Source organism: Ramlibacter albus, assembly GCF_014297445.1.
GTDB lineage: Bacteria > Pseudomonadota > Gammaproteobacteria > Burkholderiales > Burkholderiaceae_C > Ramlibacter > Ramlibacter albus.
In genome coordinates, this window is the sequence record NZ_JACORU010000007.1 from 275,888 (window position 1) to 297,931 (window position 22,044).

At 67.5% G+C, this 22,044-nt stretch carries 17 protein-coding genes; 4 read left to right on the plus strand and 13 right to left on the minus strand.

What is annotated here, in order from left to right; translation table 11 throughout:
- Nucleotides 1-2: 2 nt before the first annotated feature.
- The 8 genes from H8R02_RS19690 to H8R02_RS19725 form a co-directional block, all read right to left on the minus strand.
- Nucleotides 3-635: a hypothetical protein gene (locus tag H8R02_RS19690; protein WP_187083179.1), complete on the minus strand. Its 633-nt coding sequence runs from the start codon at nucleotides 633-635 to the stop codon at nucleotides 3-5.
- A complete protein-coding gene (gene zapE / locus H8R02_RS19695) occupies nucleotides 632-1,732 on the minus strand; it encodes a cell division protein ZapE (protein ID WP_187083180.1) in 1,101 nt (366 codons plus the stop codon). Before zapE ends, H8R02_RS19690 begins: the two co-directional genes overlap by 4 nt.
- A gap of 10 nt (nucleotides 1,733-1,742) precedes the next feature.
- On the minus strand, nucleotides 1,743-3,155 hold the full coding sequence (lpdA, locus tag H8R02_RS19700) for a dihydrolipoyl dehydrogenase (RefSeq protein ID WP_187083181.1): 1,413 nt from the start codon (nucleotides 3,153-3,155) through the stop codon (nucleotides 1,743-1,745).
- A 10-nt stretch (nucleotides 3,156-3,165) separates the two neighbouring features.
- Nucleotides 3,166-4,425: a 2-oxoglutarate dehydrogenase complex dihydrolipoyllysine-residue succinyltransferase gene (gene odhB / locus H8R02_RS19705; RefSeq protein ID WP_187083182.1), complete on the minus strand. Its 1,260-nt coding sequence runs from the start codon at nucleotides 4,423-4,425 to the stop codon at nucleotides 3,166-3,168.
- A gap of 18 nt (nucleotides 4,426-4,443) precedes the next feature.
- A complete protein-coding gene (locus H8R02_RS19710; protein WP_187083183.1) occupies nucleotides 4,444-7,317 on the minus strand; it encodes a 2-oxoglutarate dehydrogenase E1 component in 2,874 nt (957 codons plus the stop codon).
- A 143-nt stretch (nucleotides 7,318-7,460) separates the two neighbouring features.
- Nucleotides 7,461-9,353 carry a propionate--CoA ligase gene (locus H8R02_RS19715; RefSeq protein ID WP_187083184.1) on the minus strand — a complete coding sequence of 631 codons (1,893 nt, stop codon included), beginning with the start codon at nucleotides 9,351-9,353 and terminating at the stop codon, nucleotides 7,461-7,463.
- Nucleotides 9,354-9,419: 66 nt separating this feature from the next.
- Nucleotides 9,420-10,019 carry an isochorismatase family protein gene (locus H8R02_RS19720; RefSeq protein WP_187083185.1) on the minus strand — a complete coding sequence of 200 codons (600 nt, stop codon included), beginning with the start codon at nucleotides 10,017-10,019 and terminating at the stop codon, nucleotides 9,420-9,422.
- 14 nt (nucleotides 10,020-10,033) lie between these two features.
- Nucleotides 10,034-10,657, minus strand: coding sequence for a diguanylate cyclase domain-containing protein (locus H8R02_RS19725; RefSeq protein WP_187083186.1), 624 nt, complete (start codon nucleotides 10,655-10,657; stop codon nucleotides 10,034-10,036).
- Nucleotides 10,658-10,808: 151 nt separating this feature from the next.
- On the opposite strand from H8R02_RS19725, the gene H8R02_RS19730 reads away from it, so the two are divergent.
- Both H8R02_RS19730 and H8R02_RS19735 read left to right on the plus strand, forming a co-directional pair.
- Entirely contained in the window at nucleotides 10,809-11,873 is a 1,065-nt protein-coding gene (locus H8R02_RS19730) for a hybrid sensor histidine kinase/response regulator (RefSeq protein ID WP_187083187.1), read from the plus strand.
- A 26-nt stretch (nucleotides 11,874-11,899) separates the two neighbouring features.
- Nucleotides 11,900-12,544, plus strand: a complete 645-nt coding sequence (locus H8R02_RS19735; protein ID WP_222622555.1) for a response regulator transcription factor — start codon at nucleotides 11,900-11,902, stop codon at nucleotides 12,542-12,544.
- Here H8R02_RS19735 and H8R02_RS19740 read toward each other — a convergent pair whose 3' ends face one another.
- On the minus strand, nucleotides 12,545-13,645 hold the full coding sequence (locus tag H8R02_RS19740) for a PQQ-dependent sugar dehydrogenase (protein ID WP_187083188.1): 1,101 nt from the start codon (nucleotides 13,643-13,645) through the stop codon (nucleotides 12,545-12,547). It lies immediately after the preceding gene.
- An 83-nt stretch (nucleotides 13,646-13,728) separates the two neighbouring features.
- On the opposite strand from H8R02_RS19740, the gene H8R02_RS19745 reads away from it, so the two are divergent.
- Both H8R02_RS19745 and H8R02_RS19750 read left to right on the plus strand, forming a co-directional pair.
- Entirely contained in the window at nucleotides 13,729-14,292 is a 564-nt protein-coding gene (locus tag H8R02_RS19745; RefSeq protein WP_187083189.1) for a C40 family peptidase, read from the plus strand.
- A complete protein-coding gene (locus H8R02_RS19750) occupies nucleotides 14,289-14,780 on the plus strand; it encodes a pilin (RefSeq protein WP_222622556.1) in 492 nt (163 codons plus the stop codon). The genes H8R02_RS19745 and H8R02_RS19750 overlap by 4 nt, the downstream gene beginning before the upstream one ends.
- A gap of 382 nt (nucleotides 14,781-15,162) precedes the next feature.
- Here the strand turns inward: H8R02_RS19750 and lpdA (H8R02_RS19755) are convergent, their stop codons facing one another.
- Genes lpdA (H8R02_RS19755) through aceE form a run of 4 tightly spaced genes read right to left on the minus strand, consistent with a single transcriptional unit; the run spans nucleotide 15,163 to nucleotide 21,933 of the window.
- Nucleotides 15,163-16,938 (minus strand): dihydrolipoyl dehydrogenase, encoded by a 1,776-nt coding sequence (lpdA, locus tag H8R02_RS19755; protein ID WP_187083190.1) that lies wholly within the window; start codon nucleotides 16,936-16,938, stop codon nucleotides 15,163-15,165.
- The gene (locus H8R02_RS19760; RefSeq protein WP_187083191.1) at nucleotides 16,935-17,525 is read right to left on the minus strand and encodes an Ntn hydrolase family protein; all 591 of its coding nucleotides are present in this window, start codon (nucleotides 17,523-17,525) and stop codon (nucleotides 16,935-16,937) included. The genes lpdA (H8R02_RS19755) and H8R02_RS19760 overlap by 4 nt, the downstream gene beginning before the upstream one ends.
- A gap of 22 nt (nucleotides 17,526-17,547) precedes the next feature.
- Nucleotides 17,548-19,194 (minus strand): dihydrolipoyllysine-residue acetyltransferase, encoded by a 1,647-nt coding sequence (gene aceF, locus H8R02_RS19765; protein WP_187083192.1) that lies wholly within the window; start codon nucleotides 19,192-19,194, stop codon nucleotides 17,548-17,550.
- 27 nt (nucleotides 19,195-19,221) lie between these two features.
- Nucleotides 19,222-21,933: a pyruvate dehydrogenase (acetyl-transferring), homodimeric type gene (gene aceE / locus H8R02_RS19770; RefSeq protein ID WP_187083193.1), complete on the minus strand. Its 2,712-nt coding sequence runs from the start codon at nucleotides 21,931-21,933 to the stop codon at nucleotides 19,222-19,224.
- Nucleotides 21,934-22,044 lie beyond the last annotated feature (111 nt).

The following is a 22,044-nucleotide window of genomic DNA, read 5'->3' on the forward strand; positions in this document are numbered from 1 at the left end:
CCTCAGGGTGCCTTCGGCGGCGGCAAGTCCGACGCCGCCGGCTTCTTGCGCTGCGCGATGCGCTTCTGCGTCTGCGCGCGATGCTCCTGCGCATCCTTCTGGCGCTTCTCGTACTCGGCCCGGTGCGCCGCCGCTTCCTGCGCCTTGTCCTGCTGCGCCTTCGCGGCGCCGGCCTCGCGCTGGCGGATCCGGTTTTCCTGCTCCGCCGCGCGCTGCTGCCGCGCGCCTGCGGACTCCGGTTTCTTCGCGGCCTTGTCCGCCGCGCGCTCCTCGCGCGCCTTCTGGTCGGCCTGGGCCTTGGCGCGCTGCTGCGAGGCTTGCTCCTGCTTCGCGGCGGCGCTGCGCTCTTCCAGCTCGCGCTGGCGTTCGGCGGCGCGCTGCTTGCGCTCCTTGTCGTTCAGCGCGATCTCCTGGCGGCGCAGGTCGGCGATCACCTCGCGGCGGCGCGCCTTGGCCTCCTTCACGCAGTCGGTCACCGCGAACTTCGCATAGCAGGCCTTGTGCTCCTCGGCAAACAGCTGCTCCGCCTTCCTGCGCTCGGCCGCGATGCGTGCGCGCTCGGCGCCCGTGTCCAGCTGCGCGTGCGCTTGCGCGGCGAGCAGCAGGACGGTTGTGACGAGCGCAAGGCGTTTCATGTGAGGCGGGTGTCGACGGTGCGGTGTTCGAGGGCCAGGAACTCGGTGGACTGCATCTCGTTGAGGCGGGACACCGTGCGCGGGAACTCGTGGGCCAGCGGCCCCTCGGTGTACAACGCCTCGGGTTCGACCTCGGCCGACAGGATCAGTTTCACGCGGCGATCGTAAAGAACGTCCACCAGCCACGTGAAGCGCCGCGCCTCGGACGCGAGCCGGATCGACATCTTCGGCACGTCCGACAGCAGCACCGTGTGGAACTGCGACGCGATCTCCAGGTAGTCGTTCTGCGAGCGCGGGCCGCCGCACAGCTGCTTGAAGTCGAACCACACCACGCCGCCCGCCTTGCGCCGCGCGCGGATCTCGCGGTGCTCGATTTGCAGCACCGGGTCCTCGTCGTGCATCTCGGCCAGCCGGGTGAAGGCCGCGTTCATCTCTTCGTCCGCCTGCGGGCCCAGGGGCGTGTGGTAGAGCTTGACCTGCTCCATCGTGCGGCGTCGGTAGTCCACGCCGTTGTCCACAGAGAGCACTTCCAGCTTTTCGTTCAGGAGGGCGATCGCGGGCAGGATGCGGTCGCGATGCAGCCCGTTGGGGTACAGGTCGTCCGGCTTGAAATTGGACGTGGTGACGAAGCCCACGCCGTTGTCGAACAGCGAGTCGAGCAGACGGTGCAGGATCATCGCGTCCGTGATGTCCGCGACGTGGAACTCGTCGAAGCAGATCAGGCGATACCGCTTGGCGATGTTCTCGCCCAGCGCATCGAGCGGGTTCACGGTGCCTTGCAATTCGGCCAGCTCGCGGTGCACCTCGCGCATGAACTCGTGGAAGTGCAGCCGCGTCTTGCGGCGGATCGGCACGGCCTGGAAGAAGCAGTCCATCAGGAAGCTCTTGCCGCGGCCGACGCCGCCGTGCATGTACACGCCGCGCGGGATGGCGGGGCGGTTCAGCAGCTTCTTCAGGACGCTGGAGCGCTGCTCCTTGTACTCGGCCCAGTCGCGCGCGCAGCGGTCCAGCGCGTCGACGGCGCGCAGCTGCGCGGGGTCGCTCTGGTAACCCCGCGCGGCCAGCTCGGTTTCGTAGACTTCGCGAACCGAGAGCACTGCGTCTCGATCAGAAGTTCAGGCTGCGCTTGTCGACGGCCAGTGCCGCTTCCTTCGTCGCTTCGGACAGCGACGGGTGCGCATGGCAGATGCGGGCGATGTCCTCGCTCGACGCGCGGAACTCCATCGCCACCACGGCTTCGGAGACCAGCTCGCTGGCCATGGGGCCGACGATGTGCACGCCGAGGATCTCGTCCGTCTCCGCATGGGCGAGGAACTTCACCATGCCCGTCGTGTCGCCCAGCGCACGCGCACGGCCGTTGGCCATGAACGGGAAGGTGCCGGCCTTGTACTTCACGCCGGCGGCCTTGAGCTGCTGCTCGGTCTGGCCCACCCACGCGATCTCGGGGCTGGTGTAGATCACCCACGGGATGGTGTTGAAGTTGACGTGCCCGTGCTGGCCCGCGATGCGCTCGGCCACCGCCACGCCCTCCTCCTCCGCCTTGTGCGCGAGCATCGGGCCGCGCACGACGTCGCCCACCGCCCACACGTTGGGCAGGTTGGTGCGGCACTCGTCATCGACCACGATCGCGCCACGCTCGTCGAGCTTCAGGCCCACCGCTTCGGCATTCAGGCCGATGGTGTTGGGCACGCGGCCGATGGACACGATCAGCTTGTCGACTTCCAGCACCTGGGCTTCGCCCTTGGCGTTGGTGTAGTTGACGGTGACCGTGTTGCCGTTCTTGATCTCGCCGACCTTCACGCCCAGCTCGATCTTCAGGCCCTGCTTGTCGAACGCCTTCTTCGCTTCCTTGGCGATCTGCTCATCGACGGCGCCCAGGAACGTGGGCAGCGCTTCAAGCACGGTCACTTCCGCACCGAGGCGGCGCCACACCGAGCCCATCTCCAGCCCGATGACGCCGGAGCCGATCAGGCCCAGCTTCTTCGGGATGTTGGCGATGGACAGCGCGCCGTCGTTGGACAGGATGTTCTTCTCGTCGAAGGGCGTGCCGGGCAGCGCGCGGGCATTGGAACCCGTGGCGATGATCACGTGCTTGGCAACGAGCGTCTCGTCGCCGACCTTCACTTCCGTGCCTTCGGCCGAGGTCTTCACGAACGAGCCGCGGCCGTGGAAGAACGCCACCTTGTTCTTCTTGAAGAGGAACAGGATGCCGTCGTTGTTCTGCTTCACCACCTGGTCCTTGCGGGCCAGCATCTTCGCGATGTCGACCTCGAGGCCGCTCACCTTGATGCCGTGGTCGGCGAAGTGCTTCGAGGCGTGCTCGTAGTTCTCCGACGACTGCAGCAGCGCCTTGGACGGGATGCAGCCCACGTTGGTGCAGGTGCCGCCGGGGGCGGGCTTGCCGCCCTTGGTCCACTCGTCGATGCAGGCCGTGTTGAAGCCCAGCTGGGCCGCGCGGATGGCGGCGATGTAGCCGCCGGGGCCGCCACCGATGACGACCACGTCAAAGTTCTTTGCCATGGCGCGCCCCTCAGATGTCGAACAGGAGGCGAGCCGGGTCTTCCAGCGCTTCCTTCATCGCCACCAGCCCCAGCACGGCTTCGCGGCCGTCGATGATCCGGTGGTCGTAGCTCATGGCCAGGTAGTTGATCGGGCGGATCACGACCTGCCCGTTCTCCACCACCGCGCGGTCCTTCGTGGCGTGCACGCCGAGGATGGCCGACTGCGGCGGGTTGATGATGGGCGTGGAGAGCATCGAGCCGAAGACGCCACCGTTGGAGATGGAGAACGTGCCGCCGGTCATCTCGTCGATGCCCAGCTTGCCGTCGCGCGCCTTCTGGCCGAACTCGGCGATCTTCTTCTCGATGTCGGCGAAGGACATCTGGTCGGCGTTGCGCAGGATCGGCACCACCAGGCCGCGCGGCGAACCCACCGCGATGCCGATGTCGAAGTAGCCGTGGTAGACGATGTCGTTGCCGTCCACCGACGCGTTGAGCACCGGGTACTTCTTCAGCGCGTGCACCGCGGCCTTCACGAAGAACGACATGAAGCCGATCTTCACGCCGTGCTCCTTCTCGAACTTCTCCTGGAAGCGCTTGCGCATCTCCATCACGGGCGCCATGTTCACTTCGTTGAAGGTCGTGAGGATGGCGTTGGTGGACTGCGACTGCAGCAGGCGCTCGGCCACGCGCGCGCGCAGGCGCGTCATCGGCACGCGCTGCTCGGGGCGGTCGCCGAGGTCCGGCGCGCCGACGGGCGCGGCCACTTGCGGCAGCGCCGCCTTGGGCGCGGTGGACACGGGCACCGGCGAGCCGGCGGCCGGCCTGGCAGCGCCACCGGCCAGCGAGCCGATCACGTCGCCCTTGGTCACGCGGCCGTCCCGGCCGGTGCCGGGCACGGAGCCGGCCGCCATGTTGTTGTCCGCCATCATCTTGGCGGCGGCGGGCATCGCCACGCCGGCCTTGCTGCCACCCGCGGGGGCGGCAGCGGCGGCCGCCGGTGCAGCCGCTTGCGCGGGCGCTGCAGCCGGCGCGGCGGCCGAAGCCTTGCCCTCGGTGTCGATCTTCGCGATCAGCTGGTCGGCGGTGACGGTTGCACCGTCACCCTGCACGATCTCGGCCAGCACGCCCGCGGCGGGCGCGGGCACTTCGAGCACGACCTTGTCGGTTTCGATCTCGATCAGGATCTCGTCCAGCGCGACCTGTTCGCCGGGCTTCTTCTTCCACTGCAGCAGGGTCGCTTCTGCAACTGATTCGGACAGTTGCGGGACCTTCACGTCAACGATAGCCATTTGAGTTGTTCCGTCTTTTTATTTCGTGAGGACGAAGCCCTTGAGCTTCGCGAACGCCGCGTCGACCAGGGCCTTCTGCTGCTCCTGGTGCAGGTGCGAATAGCCCACCGCCGGCGAGGCGCTGGCCGCACGGCCCGCGTAACCGAGCTTCTGGCCCTCGGCCATGTTCTCGTGGATGTTGTGCTGGATGAAGAACCACGCACCCTGGTTCTGCGGCTCGTCCTGGCACCACACCAGGTCGGTCACGTTGGGGTACTTCTTCAGCTCGGCGGCGAAAGCCTTGTGCGGGAACGGGTAGAGCTGTTCCACGCGCAGGATGGCCACGTCGTCGGCGCCCTTCTCCTCGCGCTTCTTGGCCAGGTCGTAATAGACCTTGCCCGAGCACACGATCACGCGCTTGACCTTGTCGGCCTTGAGGTCCTTCTGCTCCGGGATCACCGTCTGGAAGCCGCCCTTGGTGAACTCGGCCAGCGGCGACGTGGCGTCCTTGTGCCGCAGCAGCGACTTGGGCGTCATGATGATCAGCGGCTTGCGCAGCGGGCGGATGCACTGGCGGCGCAGCAGGTGGAAGATCTGGCTGGCCGTGGTGGGCTGGCACACCTGGATGTTGGTGTCGACCGACAGCTGCATGAAGCGCTCCAGGCGCGCCGAGCTGTGCTCGGGGCCCTGGCCCTCGTAGCCGTGCGGCAGCATGAGCGTGATGCCGTTGACGCGGCCCCACTTCACCTCGCCCGAGGCGATGAACTGGTCGATGACGACCTGCGCGCCGTTGGCGAAGTCGCCGAACTGCGCTTCCCAGATCACCAGCGTGTGCGGGTCGTTGGAGGCGTAGCCGTACTCGAACCCGAGCACCGCTTCTTCCGACAGGATCGAATCGATCACGACGAAGGGCGCCTGCGACTCGGACACGTTGCACAGCGGCGTGTACGTGCCCTCGCTCCACTTCTCGCGGTTCTGGTCGTGCAGCACCGCGTGGCGGTGCGTGAACGTGCCGCGGCCGCAGTCCTCACCCGAGAGGCGCACTGCGAAACCGCTGGCGACGAGCGAGGCAAAAGCCATGTGCTCGCCCATGCCCCAGTCCACGTTCACTTCACCGCGGCCCATCGCGGCGCGGTCTTCCAGCACCTTCTTGACCAGCGGGTGCACCGTGAAGCCTTCGGGCACGGTCGTGATGCGCTCGGCCAGGCGCTTCCACTCGGCCAGCGGCACCGCCGTGTCGGCCGCGTCGGTCCACTTCTTGCCGAGGAACGGGCGCCAGTCGACGGCGTACTTGCTCTTGAAGTTGGTCAGCACCGGGTCCACCGTGTGCTTGCCCGCGTCCATGGCGGCGCGGTAGGCCTTGACCATGTCGTCGCCGATGGTCTCGCCGAAGCCCTGCGCCGACAGCTTGTCCGCGTACAGCTTGCGCGTGCCGGGGTGCTGCGCGATCTTCTTGTACATCAGCGGCTGGGTGAGCGAGGGCGTGTCCTGCTCGTTGTGGCCCAGCTTGCGGAAGCACACGATGTCGACCACGACGTCCTTGTTGAACTCCATGCGGTACTCGAGCGCGAGCTGCGTCGCGAGCACCACGGCCTCGGGGTCGTCGCCGTTCACGTGCACCACCGGCGCCTCGATCATCTTGACGATGTCGGTGCAGTACAGCGTGGAGCGCGAGTCGCGCGGGTCGCTGGTGGTGAAGCCGATCTGGTTGTTGATGACGATGTGCACCGTGCCGCCCGTGTAGTAACCACGGGTCTCGGCCAGCGCCAGCGTCTCCTGCACCACGCCCTGGCCGGCGATGGCGGCGTCGCCGTGCACCAGCACCGGCAGCACCTGGTTGCCCTTGGTGTCCGCGCGGCGGTCCATGCGCGCGCGCACGGAGCCCTCGACCACCGGGTTCACGATCTCCAGGTGCGAGGGGTTGAAGGCCAGCGTCAGGTGCACGGGGCCGCCGGGGGTGGACACGTCGGAGCTGAAGCCCTGGTGGTACTTCACGTCGCCGGCGGGCAGGTCCTCGTCGGCCGTGTGGTCGAACTCGGCGAACAGGTCCTTGGGCATCTTGCCCAGCGTGTTGACCAGCACGTTCAGGCGGCCGCGGTGGGCCATGCCGATCACGATCTCCTGCACCCCCTTCTCGCCGGCGCGCTGGATGCACTCGTCGATCGCGGCGATGAAGCTCTCGCCGCCTTCGAGCGAGAAGCGCTTCTGGCCGACGTACTTGGTGTGCAGGAAGCGCTCCAGGCCCTCGGCGGCCGTCAGGCGGTCGAGGATGTGGCGCTTCTTGTCCGGCGTGAAATTGGGCTTGGAGCGGATCGACTCCAGCTTCTGCTGCCACCAGCGCTTGCGGCCCTGGTCGCTGATGTACATGAACTCGGCGCCGATGCTGCCGCAGTACGTTTCGCGCAGCGCGTTCAGCAGCTCGCGCAGCGACATGCTCTCCTTGCCGAAGAACGTGTTGCTGGTGTTGAAGATCGTCTCGTTGTCGGCGTCGGAGAAGCCGTAGAAGGACAGCTCCAGCTCGGGGATGTGCTCGCGCTCGGTGCGCTTGAGCGGGTCCAGGTCGGCCCAGCGGCAGCCCACGTTGCGGTACGCGGCGATCAGCTGCTGGACGGCCGTGCGCTTGCGGGCGGTCTCGAGGTCGGCGCCCGCCGCCACGACCACCTTCGTGCCACCGGACTTGGCGCGCTCGGCGAACGCGTTGACCACCGGCAGGTGGGGCACGTCGCGCGCGTTGCTGCCGTCGACGGCGGGCACGTTCTGCAGCGCGTCGAAGTAGTCGCGCCACATGTCGGGCACGCTGGTGGGGTTGGCGAGGTAGTTCTCGTACATCTCCTCGACGTACGGCGCGTTGCCGCCGAAGAGGTACGAATTGCCCTGGTAGGCGGTGTAGACGGAGCGGGGCTCGCTACTCATGGGTTTTCGCTACTTTCCGCTTCCCTTGGGGAAGCTTCAGCTGGTTGATAGAACCTTCCGCGTCGCGGCTTAACCGGTTGGCGGATGCGACTGGCGCTGGAAGGAGCCGAGGTTGCAGGGCGCGATTGTGCCACCCTTTCCTTTCAGCCGCCTACCAGTTCCCGGATTTGCTGGAGGGCGGTGGGGTCCTCGATGGTGGTCAGGTCGCCGGCGTCCCGTCCTTCGCACACGGCCTGGATCGCCCGGCGCAGCAACTTGCCGCTTCGGGTCTTGGGCAGTACCGTCACGAAGCGCACGCGGGCGGGCCGCGCGACGGCGCCGAGCTGCTGCTCGACCACCTTCATCACCTCGCCCTCGAACTTGAGCTTCGCGGCTTCGTCGACCAGGCCCGACGCGTCCTTGGGCACGGCGAAAGCCATGGCGACCTGGCCCTTGAGCTGGTCGGCCACGCCCACCACCGCCACTTCGGCGATGTTCGGGTGGCTCGAGATGCTCTCCTCGATCTCGCGGGTGCCGAGCCGGTGGCCGGCCACGTTGATCACGTCGTCGGTGCGGCCGAGGATGAAGAAGTAGCCGTCCTCGTCGCGGATGCCCCAGTCGAAGGTGCTGTACACCAGCTTGCCGGGGATGCTCTTCCAGTACGTGTTGACGAAGCGCTCGTCGTCGCCCCACACGGTCTGCATGCAGCCGGGCGGCAGCGGCCCCTCGATGGCGACCACGCCCTTCTGGTTGGCGCCTTTCAGCTCTTCACCGGTGTTCTCGTCCAGCAGCTTCACGTCGAAGCCGTACACGGCCTTGCCCGGGCTGCCGAACTTGCTGGGCGCCTTCTCGATGCCGTTGCAGATGGTCAGGATCGGCCAGCCCGTCTCGGTCTGCCAGTAGTTGTCGACGATGGGGCGGCCCAGGCCCTCGGCGATCCACTGCGCGGTCGGCTCGTCCAGCGGCTCGCCGGCGAGGAACAGCGCGCGCAGGCTCGACAAGTCGTATTTCTTGAGGAAAGAAGGGTCCTGCTTCTTCAGGACACGCACCGCCGTGGGCGCGCTGAACATCGAGGTGACCTTGTACTTCTCGACCAGGCTCCACCAGATGCCCGCGTCGGGGCGGATCGGCAGGCCCTCGTACATGATGGTCGCCATGCCCGCGATGAGCGGGCCGTAGACGATGTAGCTGTGGCCCACCACCCAGCCGATGTCGCTGGTGGAGAAGTACGTCTCGCCGGGCTTGCCCAGGAAGATGTGCTTCATGCTGGCGGCCAGCGCGACCGCGTAGCCGCCGGTGTCGCGCTGCACGCCCTTGGGCCTGCCCGTGGTGCCGCTCGTGTAGAGGATGTAGCTCGGGTGCGTGGCGTCGACCCACTCGCAGGGCACCTTGGCCTGCAGGTGCCGCTCGCGCAGCGTTGCGTAGTCCTGGTCGCGGCCCTCGGCCTTGTCGAACGGCGCGAGGCCGCGGTCGACCATCAGCACCGCCTGCGGCTTGTGCTTCGACAGGCGGATGGCTTCGTCGAGCAGCGGCTTGTACGCCACCACCTTGCCCGCGCGCGAGCCCGCGTCGGCGCTCACGATGACCTTGGGCGTGGCGTCCTCGATGCGCGAAGCGAGCGACACCGAAGCGAAGCCGCCGAACACCACGGAGTGGATCGCGCCGATGCGCGCGCAGGCGAGCATGGCGAACGCCGCTTCCGCGATCATCGGCATGTAGATGAGGACGCGGTCGCCCTTTTTCACGCCCAGCCCGAGCAGGATGGCGGCCATGCGCTGCACCTCGGCCTGCAGCTCGGAGAACGTGTAGACGCGCTCCTGCTGCGTTTCCGTGGAAACGTAGATGAGCGCCGGCTTGTCGCCTTGCGCGCCGACGTGGCGGTCGACCGCGTTGTAGCAAAGGTTGGTGGTGCCGCCCGCGAACCACTTGGCGAACGGCGGCCGGCTGTAGTCGCACACCTGCTTCGGGGCGCTTTCCCAGTGAACCAGCTGCGCCTGCTCGGCCCAGAACTCGTCGCGTTGCTCGATCGAGCGGCGGTAGATGTCGGCAAATCCCATGGCTGTCTCCTTCGCCCCGCGATTGTCGGGACCGGGCTTGCCGCACGCTGACGCGCGGCCCTGGGCCTATTTGACCAGTGTCAACACGTCCTTGAACAGCGGGTGTTCCGCGGTCCCGAGCCACTCGAACGCCACCATCTCGGTGGTGACGAGTTCGCAGCCGGCGCCCGCGAGCCGGTCGAACGCGGCGTCGCGGTTGCGCTCGGTGCGCGAGCTGCAGGCGTCGGTGACGATCCACACGTCCAGCTCCTCTTCCAGCAGGTCCAGCGCCGTCTGCATCAGGCACACGTGGGCTTCGCAGCCGGCCAGCACCACGCTGCCGCGCTCGGGCGCGGGCGGCGCGGCTTTCTGCAGGTGCTTGGGCAGGCTGCGGGCGTTGCCGCCGCCCTGCCTGGCCGGCGGGCGCAGGTGCGGCATCAGCACCTCGCGGGCGCTGAAGGCCATCTTGTGCACGACCTTGCCGGTCAGGCCGTCGAGTTCGCCCACGGTGGGGCCGAGCCCCACCGGGTTCTCCTCGGTGGTGAACACCGGCACCTGCAGCAGGCGCGCGATGCGGGCCAGCCGCACGGCGTTCGCCACGACGGCTTGCGCGTCGTGGATGGAGGGCATGAGCTTGCGCTGGTAATCGACCAGCACGAGTTGGGATTCCTGGGTGTCCAGCAGCATCCCGCCGATGTTACTCAGGCGGGCAATGCCATGGGGCGCGAATGGCGCTCGCGCTCGCGCTGCAGCCACTGCACCCGCCGCATCTCGTCGTGCCGCGCCTTGGCCAGGCCGCGGGAGATCTCGTCGTGCACCTCGACGAGCGACTCGCCGTCGTTCGCGACGTTGTCCGCCACGATCTCGGGCACGAGGACGATCTCGCAGTCGCCCGCGTCGAACTCCACGCGGCTGGGCTTGCCCAGCACGCGGTGCACGGCGGCGCAGGCCGCGTCGCGGTTCGCGCCGGGCAGCAGCACGGTGAACTCGGTGCGGCCGGTGCGCAGCGCCGCGCCGCGCGGGCCGGCCAGCAGGCGCAGCTTGCGCACGACGCGCTGCACGACACGGCGCGCGGTCTCGGTGCCGTAGATCTCGCGCACTTCGGTGAGTTCGCTGAAGTCCAGCACCACGATCGAGAAGGGGCGGCCGTCGCGGCGCGCTGCGTCGAGCATCGGCTGGCCGATGCCCGCCAGCCCGCCGTGGTTGCCCAGGCCTGTGGTCGTGTCCAGGAACTCGCGCGCCGCCGGCGAGCGCCCCTGCAGGGCCGCGGCCACCCGGGCGAACGCGGAAACGAGGGCGGCGGCAGGCAGCAGGGCGGTGTTCATGGCCGTTATCAGACCATCCGGCGCCGGCCGCGCCCTAAGCAATATCGAGGGAAACACCTAGGGATTTGGCTTAACCCCCGCACCCTTACACTTCGCGGCAACAAGCACGAAGTACGGGGGGCCCTTGCGAAGCACCACTGCCGAACCACAGGTGATCCGCCTCCTCTGCGTGGAGGACAACCCGGACGACGTGGAGCTCGTCTCGCTCGCGCTTGAGCGCGCGGACCCGCAGCGCCGCTACGAGCTCACGCGCGTGGACGAGGCCACCAGCTTCGTCGCCGCGCTCGAGCGGGACTACGACGCGATCCTGTGCGACTTCAACATGCCGCGCTTCTCGCCCTACGCGGCGCTGCAGATCCTGATGGCGCGCCGCTGCACGACGCCCCTCGTCGTGCTCACGCGTGCGATCGGCGAGGACGCCGCCGTGCACGTGCTGCGCTGCGGCGCCAAGGACTACGTCACCAAGGACAAGATGGGCACGCTGCCGCAGATCATCGAGCGGGTGATGGGCGAGCGGCAGCGCGCGCTGGACAAGGAGCGGCTGGACCGCGAGCTCGAAGCCGCGTACGGCCGCCTGAAGAAACTCTCCGCGCGCCTCGTCGTGGCCCAGGAGCGCGAGCGGTCCCTCATCTCGCGCGAGCTGCACGACCAGCTCGGCCAGACGCTCACCGGCGTGACGATCCACCTGCACGCGGCCAACCGCGCCGGCAACCCCGACGCCGTGCGCAAGCACACCGACACCGCCATGGAGATGGCGACGGCCGCGGTCGAGCAGCTCAAGACGCTCTCCTTCTCGCTGCGCCCGGCCCAGCTCGACCTGCTCGGGCTGGTGGCCGCCGTGCAATCCGCCGTGCAGCGCGTGGCGGACCCGGCGGGCATCGCCTTCGAGGTCACCTCGCGCGGCAAGGAGCCGGCGCGCCCCGGCGTGAACGCGGCCGTGGTGATGCGGCTCGTGCAGGAAGCCCTGAACAACATCGTGCGGCATGCGCGCGCCTCGTGCATCCAGGTGCGCCTGCGCTTCCTGCCGGACGGCCGCATCGGCGTGCTGGTGGTCGACGACGGCGTGGGCTTCGACAAGCACGCGCTGCTGGACGGGCAGCAGAGCGAGCGCAATTTCGGCCTGTACGGGATGATCGAGCGCACCGAGCTCGCCGGCGGCCGGCTGCTCATCCGCACGCGCCCGGGGCGAGGCGTCGCGCTGCGCGCCGTGCTGTGAGATAAGCTGCAACACAAGGAGGACGAATGAAGAACGAGACCCCGCGCCAGATCCGTGTCGTGCTGGCCGACGACCACGACCTCGTGCGCTCCGGCATCAAGGCCCTGCTGCAGATGGTGCCCGGCGTGGAGGTGATCGCCGAAGCGCGCAACGGGCGCGAGCTCGTCACCCTCGTCGAGGACCTCCAGCCGGACGTGGTGATGACCGACATCTCGATGCCCGAGATGGACGGCATCAGCGCGATCGGCGAGATCCATTCGCGCCACCCGGGCGTGCGCATGCTCGTGCTGTCGATGTACGACACGGTGGACTTCGTCAAGCGCGCCGTGGCGCACGGGGCCTGCGGCTACCTGATGAAGGACGCGCCGCCCTTCGAGCTGGAACAGGCCATCCGCAGCGTGATGGCCACCGGCAGCTACTTCAGCCCGGCGATCGCGCAGCGGCTGCTGCAGCCCTCCGAACCCACCGCGGACGACGAGCTCACCCACCGGCAGGTGGAGATCCTCAAGCTGATCGCGCAGGGCAGGGCGTCGAAGGAGATCGCGTTCGAGCTGGGCCTGTCGCCCAAGACGGTGGACGTGCACCGCGCGCGAATCATGGAGCGGCTGCAGCTGAACGACATCGCGAGCCTCACGCTGTATGCCGTCCGCAAGGGGCTGGTCAAACCCTGATCAGGGCTTCAGCCGGATGAGCTTGCCGTTGCCCTCGTCGGTGAGCACGTAGAGCCAGCCGTCGGGGCCCTGCCGCACGTCGCGCACGCGGTCGCCGATCTCGGCCCATTTCGTCTCGCGCCTGACCTTGCCGTTTTCCAGCTCGAGTCGGGCCACGTAGCCGAACTTGAGCGAGCCGACGAACAGGTCGCCCTTGAGGTCCGCGCCGTAGCGGTCGCTGGTGAGGAAGGCCATGCCCGAGGGCGCGATCGACGGCACCCAGTAGTGCAGCGGCTGCTCCATGCCGGCCTTGGCGCTGCCCTCGCCCATCTTGCCGCCGCCGTACTGCTCGCCATGGGTGATCACCGGCCAGCCGTAGTTGCGCCCGGGCAGCGGCACGTTGATCTCGTCGCCGCCTTGCGGGCCATGCTCGTGGGTCCAGACGCGGCCGTCGGGGCCGAGCGTGGCGCCCTGCATGTTGCGGTGGCCGTAGCTCCAGATCTCGGGCGCCGCGCCGCTGCGGCCGACGAAGGGGTTGTCGGGCGGGACCGCGCCGTCCTTGGTGATGCGCACCATCTTGCCGATGTGGTTGGCCAATCGCTGCGCGTCGTCGCGGCGCGAGTTGCGCTCGCCCATCGTGAGGAACAGCGTGCCGTCCTGCGCTTCGACGATGCGGCAGCCGAAGTGGTAGCTGCTGTCCACCTTGGGCAGTTGGCGGAAGATCACCTTCACCTCGTCGAGGCGCGTGGCGTCGGCCGACAGCTTCGCGCGCGCCAGTGCCGTGCTGTTGCCGCCGTCGCCGGGTTCGGCGTAACAGAAGTAGACGGTGCGGTTGCCCGCAAACGCCGAATCCAGCACCACGTCCAGCAGGCCGCCCTGCCCGCGCGCGGCCACCGTCGGCACACCGACCAACGGCGCCCCGACGCGGCCATCGGCGTCGACAATGCGCATCCGGCCCGGCCGTTCCGTCACGAGGAAGCGGCCTTCGGGCAGGAAAGCGACCGCCCACGGGTGGTCCAGGCGGCTCGCCACCACCTCCTGCTGCACCGCCCCTGCAACCCCTGCGGAAGCCACCAGCGTCGCGAAAAACGCGCGCCGGAGCGCCTTGGCTGCGAAATTCATGGTCATCCTTGCTTACAAATCAACGGCTTACACAGCATACCTCGCTTGACTTCGCAAGTGGCCCACAGGTAAGCTCCCGCCCCATGCCCCGCAAGCTCAGCCTTGGGCTCGCCGCCCTGCTCGTCACGCTGTCCGCGCACGCCGCCCCGCCGGCCGCGGCGGAGGACGACATCGGCCGCTTCATGGCCGAAAAGGGCCTCCTGTCGCGCTTGGAGCAGGTGCGCGCCACCGTCGCCGACCGCACGGGCGAACTCGTCGTCACGGCCATGGGTTTCCTCGGCGTCCCCTACCGCCGCGGCGGCAACAGCGTGGACATGGGCGGCTTCGACTGCAGCGGTTTCGTCAAGGCGATGTACGAGCAGACGCTGGGCCTCATCCTGCCGCGCCGCGCCAATGAACAGGCCGCGGCCACGCAGAAGATCGACCAGCAGGACCTGCAGCCGGGCGACCTCGTGTTCTTCAACACGATGCGCGCGGCGTTCAGCCACGTGGGCATCTACGTCGGCGACGGCAAGTTCATCCATTCGCCCAAGCCCGGCGCCGAGGTGCGCGTCGAGGACATGGGCATGAGCTACTGGTCGCGCCGCTTCGACGGCGCGCGCCGCGTGGTGCCTGTTGCCGGCACCGCGTCCAGCCAACAGCCGTGACCGCCGCGCCGCGTGCGCGCGGCTTCACCCTGCTCGAACTGATGGTCGCGATCGGCGTGCTCGCGATCCTGCTGCTGATCACCTTGCCCTCGTACATGGACCGCATCGTGCGTGAGCAGGTGCTGGAGGCGCTGCCGCTGGCCGACCTGCTCAAGCCGCCTGTCGAGGCTGCGTGGCGCAACAAGCAGCCTTTGCCGGCCGACAACGCTGCTGCCGGGCGGCCCGCGGCGGAGAAGATCGTGAACCAGGTGGTGAGCTCGGTGGCGCTGCAGGACGGGGCGATCCACGTCACCTTCGGCAATCGCGCGAATGGTGCGTTGAAGGGCAAGGTGCTGAGCATCCGGCCGGCGGTGGTCGAGGACGAGCCGATCGTGCCGGTGACGTGGTTGTGCGGGAACGCGCCGGCGCCGGAGAAGATGGTCGCCAAGGGTGCCAATCGCACGGATATCCCGAACGGGCTTCTGCCTTTGCGCTGCCGCGCGGGTTGATCTTTTTGCGTCCGTAAGCGCAGTCTCGAGCTCGCCACTCGTATGTGCGTTGCTCTCCCCATCCCTCCCCCCGCCCTCCCCTCCCCTCCGGGGAGAAGAGGGAGCTAAATCGGACAGCCGATTTGGGCTCGTCGGGTCGATTGGCGGCCGAAGACATATGCGTGGGCAGGTACTCGACATGAAGGAACGATCCTCACGTTCGCCCACCACCCGACGTCTCCCGATTCGGCCGTGTCCGGCTCGACGAGCCCAAATCGGCTGTCCGATTTAGCTCCCTCTCTTTCCCGGAGGGGAAGGGAGGGCGGGGGGAGGGATGGGGAGAGCAACGCACACAAGAGTGGCGAGCTCGAGACTACGCTTACGGACGCCCCCGAACCAAAACCTACTTCCGCGCCGGCGGCACGTCCGTACACGTCCCATGCGCAATCTCGGCCGCCATGCCGATCGATTCGCCGAGCGTCGGGTGCGGATGGATCGTCTTGCCGATGTCGATCTCATCGGCACCCATCTCGATGGCCAGCGCCACCTCGCCGATCATGTCCCCGGCATGCGTGCCGACGATCCCGCCCCCAAGGATGCGATGCGTCTCGGCATCGAAGAGCAACTTCGTGAACCCCTCGTCGCGCGTGTTCGCGATCGCGCGCCCGGAGGCAGTCCACGGGAAGTGCCCCTTCTTGATCGCGATGCCCTGCGCCTTCGCCTGGTCCTCGGTAAGGCCCACCCACGCGACCTCGGGGTCGGTATAGGCCACGCTCGGGATCACGCGCGCATTGAACGCCGACTTCTCGCCCATCGCGGCTTCGGCGGCCACGTGCGCCTCATGCACCGCCTTGTGCGCCAGCATGGGCTGGCCCACGATGTCGCCGATGGCGAAGATGTGCGGCACGTTCGTGCGCATCTGGATGTCCACCGGGATGAAGCCGCGGTCGCTGACGGTCACGCCCGCCTTCTCCGCGCCGATCTTCTTGCCGTTGGGGCTGCGGCCCACGGCCTGCAGCACCAGGTCATAGAGCTGCGGCTCCTTCGGTGCCTGCTCGCCCTCGAACTTCACGAGGATGCCGTCCTTCGTCGCTTCCGCGCCGACGGTCTTCGTCTTGAGCATGATGTTGTCGAAGCGCGGCGTGTTCATCTTCTGCCAGACGCGCACGAGGTCGCGGTCCGCACCCTGCATCAGGCCGTCGAGCATCTCGACGACGTCGAGCCGCGCGCCGAGCGTGGAGTACACGGTGCCCATTTCGAGGCCGATGATGCCGCCACCGAGGATCAGCATCTTCTTCGGCTGGCCGCGCAGTTCCAGCGCACCGGTGGAATCCACCACGCGCGGGTCGTCCGGCATGAAGGGCAGGCGCACGGCCTGGGAACCCGCCGCGATGATGCAGTTGCGGAAGCTGATCTTCTTCTTCGTGCCGGTCTTGTCCTGGCCCGTGCCCGTCGTCTCTTCGACTTCGATGGTGTGCGGGTCGACGAACGAACCGTAGCCGCGCACGATCGTCACCTTGCGCATCTTGGCCATGGCCGCAAGACCGCCGGTGAGCTTGCCCACCACCTTGGTCTTGTGCGCCCGCAGCTTGTCGAGGTCCACCTGCGGCTTGCCGAAGGTGATGCCGAGCGTGTCCATGTGGCTCACCTCGTCCATCACCGCGGCCACGTGCAGCAGCGCCTTGGACGGGATGCAACCCACGTTGAGGCACACGCCGCCGAGCGACGCGTAGCGCTCGACGAGGATGGTCTTCATGCCGAGGTCGGCGGCGCGGAACGCGGCGGAGTAGCCACCGGGGCCGGCGCCGAGGACGAGCATGTCGCAGTCGTATTGGCCGGAAGGCGGCGCGATCGACGCGGCGGGCTCCTGCTCCCGCCCCCTCGAGGGGGCGGGCTGGGGTGGGGGGGAGTCCATTGCGCCTGGAAGGGGCTGCGTAGCGCTGGTCTCGACCAGCGCGAGCGTAGACCCTTCGCTGACCTTGTCGCCGACCTTGACCTTGATCTCCTTGACGACCCCGCCATGCGTCGAAGGAATCTCCATCGACGCCTTGTCGCTCTCCACCGTGATGAGCGATTGCTCCGGCTTGATCGTGTCGCCGGGCTTCACCAGCACTTCGATGACAGCCACGTCCTTGAAGTCCCCGATGTCGGGGACTTTCACTTCCGTCGTCGCACTCATTTTGTTTCTTTCGCTTTGATCGTGAAGATGTCGCACGGCCCGGCGGAGTTGCGGTCGAACTCGCAACCGGCGGCGATCCCGGCTTCCGCCACTTCGCGGGCGGTCTTTGCCTTGGCATAAGCGGCATGCATCGCGCCCAGCGCGAAGCTGCGCCCGGACCCGATCCCCCAGAACTCCTTGAACTCGAAGACCTCGCGGTACGAGTACAGCCCGTAGATGCCGCTCGCGTTGGCGATGACCACGCTGAACTGGCTGGACTCGTACGGGTCGCTGTCCTCTTCCTTCGTCTGCAGGAAGAAGTTGTCCTTCAGGTACGGATGCAGCTTGGTGAAGGTGTCGAACACCTCGTCCTTGCTGCCCAGCTTGAGGATCTCGCGCGGCATCGAGCCCATGGCCTTGCGCAACACCGGGAAGTGCGCCACGGTGCCGGCCATGCCGATGTAGCTGGGGCCGCCGTCGGTCTCGACCTGGAAGATCTTGCTGTTGTCCTCGAAGCGGTGGGCCAGGCGGGTGTCCCCGAAAGTAACCAGCGTGTCGGCCGCGATCGCGATCTGGCCCGCTTTTCTCACCACTACGACAGTCGTCATCTTTGCGTTTGTTGCTTCTTCTTCAGAGCAGCACCCGCCGGAAGTCCGCCAGGATCTGCCCCAGGTAGGCGTTGAACCGCGCGGCCGCCGCGCCGTCGACAGCGCGATGGTCCCAGGAGAGCGACAGCGGCAGCATCAGCCGCGGCTGGAACTGCTTGCCGTCCCACACGGGCTCGGTCGTGCTCTTGCACACCCCGAGGATAGCGACTTCCGGCGCGTTGATGATGGGTGTGAAGTACCGGCCGCCGATGCCGCCGAGCGAAGAAATCGTAAAAGTTGCACCCGACATGTCGGCAGGGCCGAGCTTGCCGTCGCGCGCCTTCTTCGCCAGCTCACCCATTTCCTGGCTGATCTGCAGCACGCCCTTCCTGTCGGCGTCCTTGATCACCGGCACCACCAGGCCATTGGGCGTGTCCGCCGCGAAGCCGATGTGCCAGTAGTTCTTCATCACCATCTCGTCGCCGTCGAGCGAGCTGTTGAACTCGGGGAATTTCTTCAGCGCGGCAACGCTGGCCTTGATGAGGAAGGCCAGCATCGTGACCTTGATGCCGCTCTTCTCGTTTTCCTTGTTGAGCTTGACGCGGAAGGCTTCGAGCTCGGTGATGTCGGCATCGTCGTGGTTGGTGACGTGCGGGATCATCACCCAGTTGCGGTGCAGGTTGGCGCCGCTGATCTTCTTGATGCGCGACAGCGGCTTGCGGTCCACCGGGCCGAACTTCGCGAAGTCGACCTTCGGCCACGGCAGCAGGCCGAGCGCTTCGCCGCCGCCACCCGCCGGCGCTTTCGCCGACGCAGCCTTCGTCTGCTTGTCACCGGCCATCACGGCCTTGGTGAAGGACTGGATGTCCTCATGCAGGATGCGACCCTTGGGGCCGGAGCCCTTCACTTCCTCCAGCGGCACGCCGAGCTCGCGCGCGAACTTGCGCACGGACGGCGATGCATGCGGCAGGTTGGTCGTGGGCGCGGTGGGTTCGTGCGGCGGCAGCGCGGCCGTGGGCGGCGTGCGCTCTTGCGCGGGCGCAGGTGCGCTCGCGGATGCCGTCGCGGGCGCGGGCGCCGCGGCTTGCGCCGCCGGTGCCGGTGCGGCTGCACCCCCGGACCCTTGAACGATCGCGATGAGGTCGCCGATGTTCACCTTGTCGCCGACCTTGACCTTCAGCTCCTTGAGCACGCCCGCGGCGGACGAGGGAATCTCCATCGAAGCCTTGTCCGACTCGACGGTGATGAGCGACTGCTCGACCTTGACCGTGTCGCCCGGCTTCACGAGCACTTCGATAACGGCGACGTCCTTGAAGTCGCCGATGTCGGGGACCTTGACTTCGATCGGGCCGGCGCCAGCGGCCGGCGCCGGCGCGGCGGCCTGCGGTGCCGGCGCTGCTGCTTGCGGCGCGGGCGCGGGCTGCGCCGCGGGCGCCGGTGCGGCAGCCGCACCAGCAGCGTCGATCACGGCGATCACCGAACCCTCGGAGACCTTGTCGCCCAGCTTGACCTTCAGCTCCTTGATCACCCCCGCGTGCGACGACGGGATCTCCATCGACGCCTTGTCGCTCTCGACGGTGAGAAGGGACTGCTCCGCCTTGACGGTGTCGCCGGGCTTCACCAGCAGCTCGATGACGGCGACGCTCTCGAAGTCCCCGATGTCGGGGACCTTGATTTCAACCAGTGCCATGTTTCTTGCCTTGTCTCTTGTTCTTGCTTATGCGTACAGGGGGTTGATCTTGTCGGCCTTGATCCCGTACTTCTTGATGGCATCGGCGACCTTCGCAACCGGCACGGTACCGTCTTCCGACAGCGCCTTCAAGGCCGCCACGACGATGTAGTGGCGATTCACCTCGAAGTGCTCGCGCAGCTTGCTGCGGAAGTCGCTGCGCCCGAACCCGTCGGTGCCCAGCACCTTGTACGTGCGGCCCTTGGGCATGAAGGGGCGGATCTGCTCGGCGTACGCCTTCATGTAGTCGGTCGACGCGATCACCGGGCCGTCGTGCTTGTCCAGCTGCTGCGCGACGAAGGAGACGCGCGGCTTGTCGGTGGGGTGCAGGAGGTTGAAGCGCTCGCAGTCGAGGCCCTCGCGCGCCAGCTCGTTGAAGCTCGGGCAGCTCCACACTTCGGCGGCGACGCCCCAGTCCTTTTCCAGCAGGTCGCGCGCGGCGATCGACTCGCGCAGGATCGTGCCGCTGCCCAGCAGGTTCACGCGCGGGCCCTTGGCGATCTTGGGCGCGTCGAGCAGCGAGTACATGCCCTTGACGATCTGCTGCTCGGTGCCGGGCTTCAGGCCGGGCATCGGGTAGTTCTCGTTGAGCAGGGTGATGTAGTAGAAGACGTTCTCCTGCTTCTCCACCATGCGGCGCAGGCCATCCTGCATGATCACCGCCACTTCGTGCGCGAAGGTCGGGTCGTAGGAGATGCAGTTGGGGATGGTGCCCGCCATGATGTGGCTGTGGCCGTCCTCGTGCTGCAGGCCTTCGCCGTTGAGCGTCGTGCGCCCCGACGTGCCGCCCAGCAGGAAGCCGCGCGCCTGCATGTCGCCCGCCGCCCAGCACAGGTCGCCCACGCGCTGCAGCCCGAACATCGAGTAGTAGATGTAGAACGGGATCATGATGCGGTTGCTCGTCGAGTACGACGTGGCCGCGGCGATCCAGCTGGCCATGCCGCCCGCTTCGTTGATGCCCTCCTGCAGGATCTGGCCGGCCACGTCTTCCTTGTAGTAGGAGACCTGGTCGCGGTCCTGCGGCGTGTACTTCTGGCCTTCGGGGTTGTAGATGCCGATCTGGCGGAACAGGCCTTCCATGCCGAAGGTGCGCGCCTCGTCGACGAGGATGGGCACCGTGCGCGGGCCCAGCTCCTTGTCGCGCAGCAGCGTGGTGAGGAAGCGCACGTAGGCCTGCGTCGTGCTGATCTCGCGGCCTTCGGCCGTCGGGTCCGTCACGGCCTTGAACGCGTCGAGGCCCGGCACCTTCAGCTGCTCGTCCGCCTTGGGGCGGCGCTTGGGCAGGTAGCCGCCGAGGGCCTGGCGGCGCTCGTGCAGGTACTTCATCTCCGGTGTGTGCTCTTCCGGCTTGTAGAACGGGATCTCGGCGAGCTTGTCGTCCGGGATCGGGATGTTGAAGCGGTCGCGGAAGGCCTTGATGTCGTCGTCGCCCAGCTTCTTGGCCTGGTGCGCGATGTTCTTGCCCTCGCCCGCCTTGCCCATGCCGAAGCCCTTGACGGTCTTCACGAGCAGCACGGTGGGCTGGCCCTTGGTGGTCGTCGCGCGATGGAAGGCCGCGTAGACCTTCTGCGGGTCGTGGCCGCCGCGGTTCAGGCGCCAGATGTCGTCGTCGCTCATCTTCGCGACCATCTCCAGCGCCTTGGGGTGGCGGCCGAAGAAGTTCTTGCGCACGAAGGCACCGTCGTTGGCCTTCATGGCCTGGTAGTCGCCGTCGAGCGTCTCCAGCATGATCTTGCGCAGGATGCCTTCTTTGTCGCGCGCGAGCAGCGGGTCCCAGTAGCTGCCCCAGATCAGCTTGATGACGTTCCAGCCGGCGCCGCGGAACTCGCCTTCCAGCTCCTGGATGATCTTGCCGTTGCCGCGCACCGGGCCGTCCAGGCGCTGCAGGTTGCAGTTGACGACGAAGATCAGGTTGTCGAGCTTCTCGCGGGCGGCCACGCCGATCGCGCCGAGCGATTCCACTTCGTCCATCTCGCCGTCGCCGAGGAACGCCCACACCTTGCGGTTCTCGGTGTTGGCGATGCCGCGCGCGTGCAGGTACTTCAGGAAGCGCGCCTGGTAGATCGCCATCAGCGGGCCAAGGCCCATCGACACCGTGGGGAACTGCCAGAACTCGGGCATCAGCTTCGGGTGGGGGTAGGAGCTCAGCCCCTTGCCATCCACTTCCTGCCGGAAGTTGAGCAGCTGCTCCTCGCTGATGCGGCCTTCCATGAAGGCACGCGCGTAGATGCCGGGCGCGCTGTGGCCCTGGATGTAGAGGCAGTCGCCGCCGTGGTTCTCGTTCTCGGCGTGCCAGAAGTGGTTGAAGCCCGCACCCAGCATGGTGGCGAGCGAGGCGAAGGAGGAGATGTGGCCGCCGAGGTCGCCGCCGTCCTCGGGGTGCAGGCGGTTGGCCTTCACGACCATCGCCATCGCGTTCCAGCGCATGTAGGCGCGCAGGCGCTCTTCCATCTCGAGGTTGCCGGGGCAGCGCTCCTCGTCGCCCGGCTCGATGGTGTTGACGTAGCCTGTCGTGGCCGAGAACGGCATGTCGATGCCGTGCTGCCGCGCTTCCTCGAGCAGCTGCTCGATCAGGAAGTGGCCGCGTTCGCGGCCCTCGGATGCGATGACGGCGCCGAGGGCGTCGAGCCATTCACGGGTTTCCTGGGCATCCGCGTCGTTGGCGGCGGCACCGAAGAGTTTCTCGGGTTGTGCAGACATGGGCTTGTCTCCTTGTTATGCCGGGTGAATTTAGTACGCCACCGCGTACGGTGGCGCGAGTCTCTCACAGAATTCTTCACATTTCAAATGGTGCCGACTGGTTTCATAATG

Coding starts and splice junctions, on each gene's coding strand:
- H8R02_RS19690 (WP_187083179.1), bottom strand. CDS start 635: ATGAAACGCCTTGCGCTCGTCACAACCGTCCTGCTGCTCGCCGCGCAA.
- lpdA (WP_187083181.1), bottom strand. CDS start 3,155: ATGGCAAAGAACTTTGACGTGGTCGTCATCGGTGGCGGCCCCGGCGGC.
- odhB (WP_187083182.1), bottom strand. CDS start 4,425: ATGGCTATCGTTGACGTGAAGGTCCCGCAACTGTCCGAATCAGTTGCA.
- H8R02_RS19710 (WP_187083183.1), bottom strand. CDS start 7,317: ATGAGTAGCGAGCCCCGCTCCGTCTACACCGCCTACCAGGGCAATTCG.
- H8R02_RS19715 (WP_187083184.1), bottom strand. CDS start 9,353: ATGGGATTTGCCGACATCTACCGCCGCTCGATCGAGCAACGCGACGAG.
- H8R02_RS19720 (WP_187083185.1), bottom strand. CDS start 10,019: ATGCTGCTGGACACCCAGGAATCCCAACTCGTGCTGGTCGATTACCAG.
- H8R02_RS19725 (WP_187083186.1), bottom strand. CDS start 10,657: ATGAACACCGCCCTGCTGCCTGCCGCCGCCCTCGTTTCCGCGTTCGCC.
- H8R02_RS19735 (WP_222622555.1), top strand. CDS start 11,900: ATGAAGAACGAGACCCCGCGCCAGATCCGTGTCGTGCTGGCCGACGAC.
- H8R02_RS19740 (WP_187083188.1), bottom strand. CDS start 13,645: ATGAATTTCGCAGCCAAGGCGCTCCGGCGCGCGTTTTTCGCGACGCTG.
- H8R02_RS19745 (WP_187083189.1), top strand. CDS start 13,729: ATGCCCCGCAAGCTCAGCCTTGGGCTCGCCGCCCTGCTCGTCACGCTG.
- lpdA (WP_187083190.1), bottom strand. CDS start 16,938: ATGAGTGCGACGACGGAAGTGAAAGTCCCCGACATCGGGGACTTCAAG.
- H8R02_RS19760 (WP_187083191.1), bottom strand. CDS start 17,525: ATGACGACTGTCGTAGTGGTGAGAAAAGCGGGCCAGATCGCGATCGCG.
- aceF (WP_187083192.1), bottom strand. CDS start 19,194: ATGGCACTGGTTGAAATCAAGGTCCCCGACATCGGGGACTTCGAGAGC.
- aceE (WP_187083193.1), bottom strand. CDS start 21,933: ATGTCTGCACAACCCGAGAAACTCTTCGGTGCCGCCGCCAACGACGCG.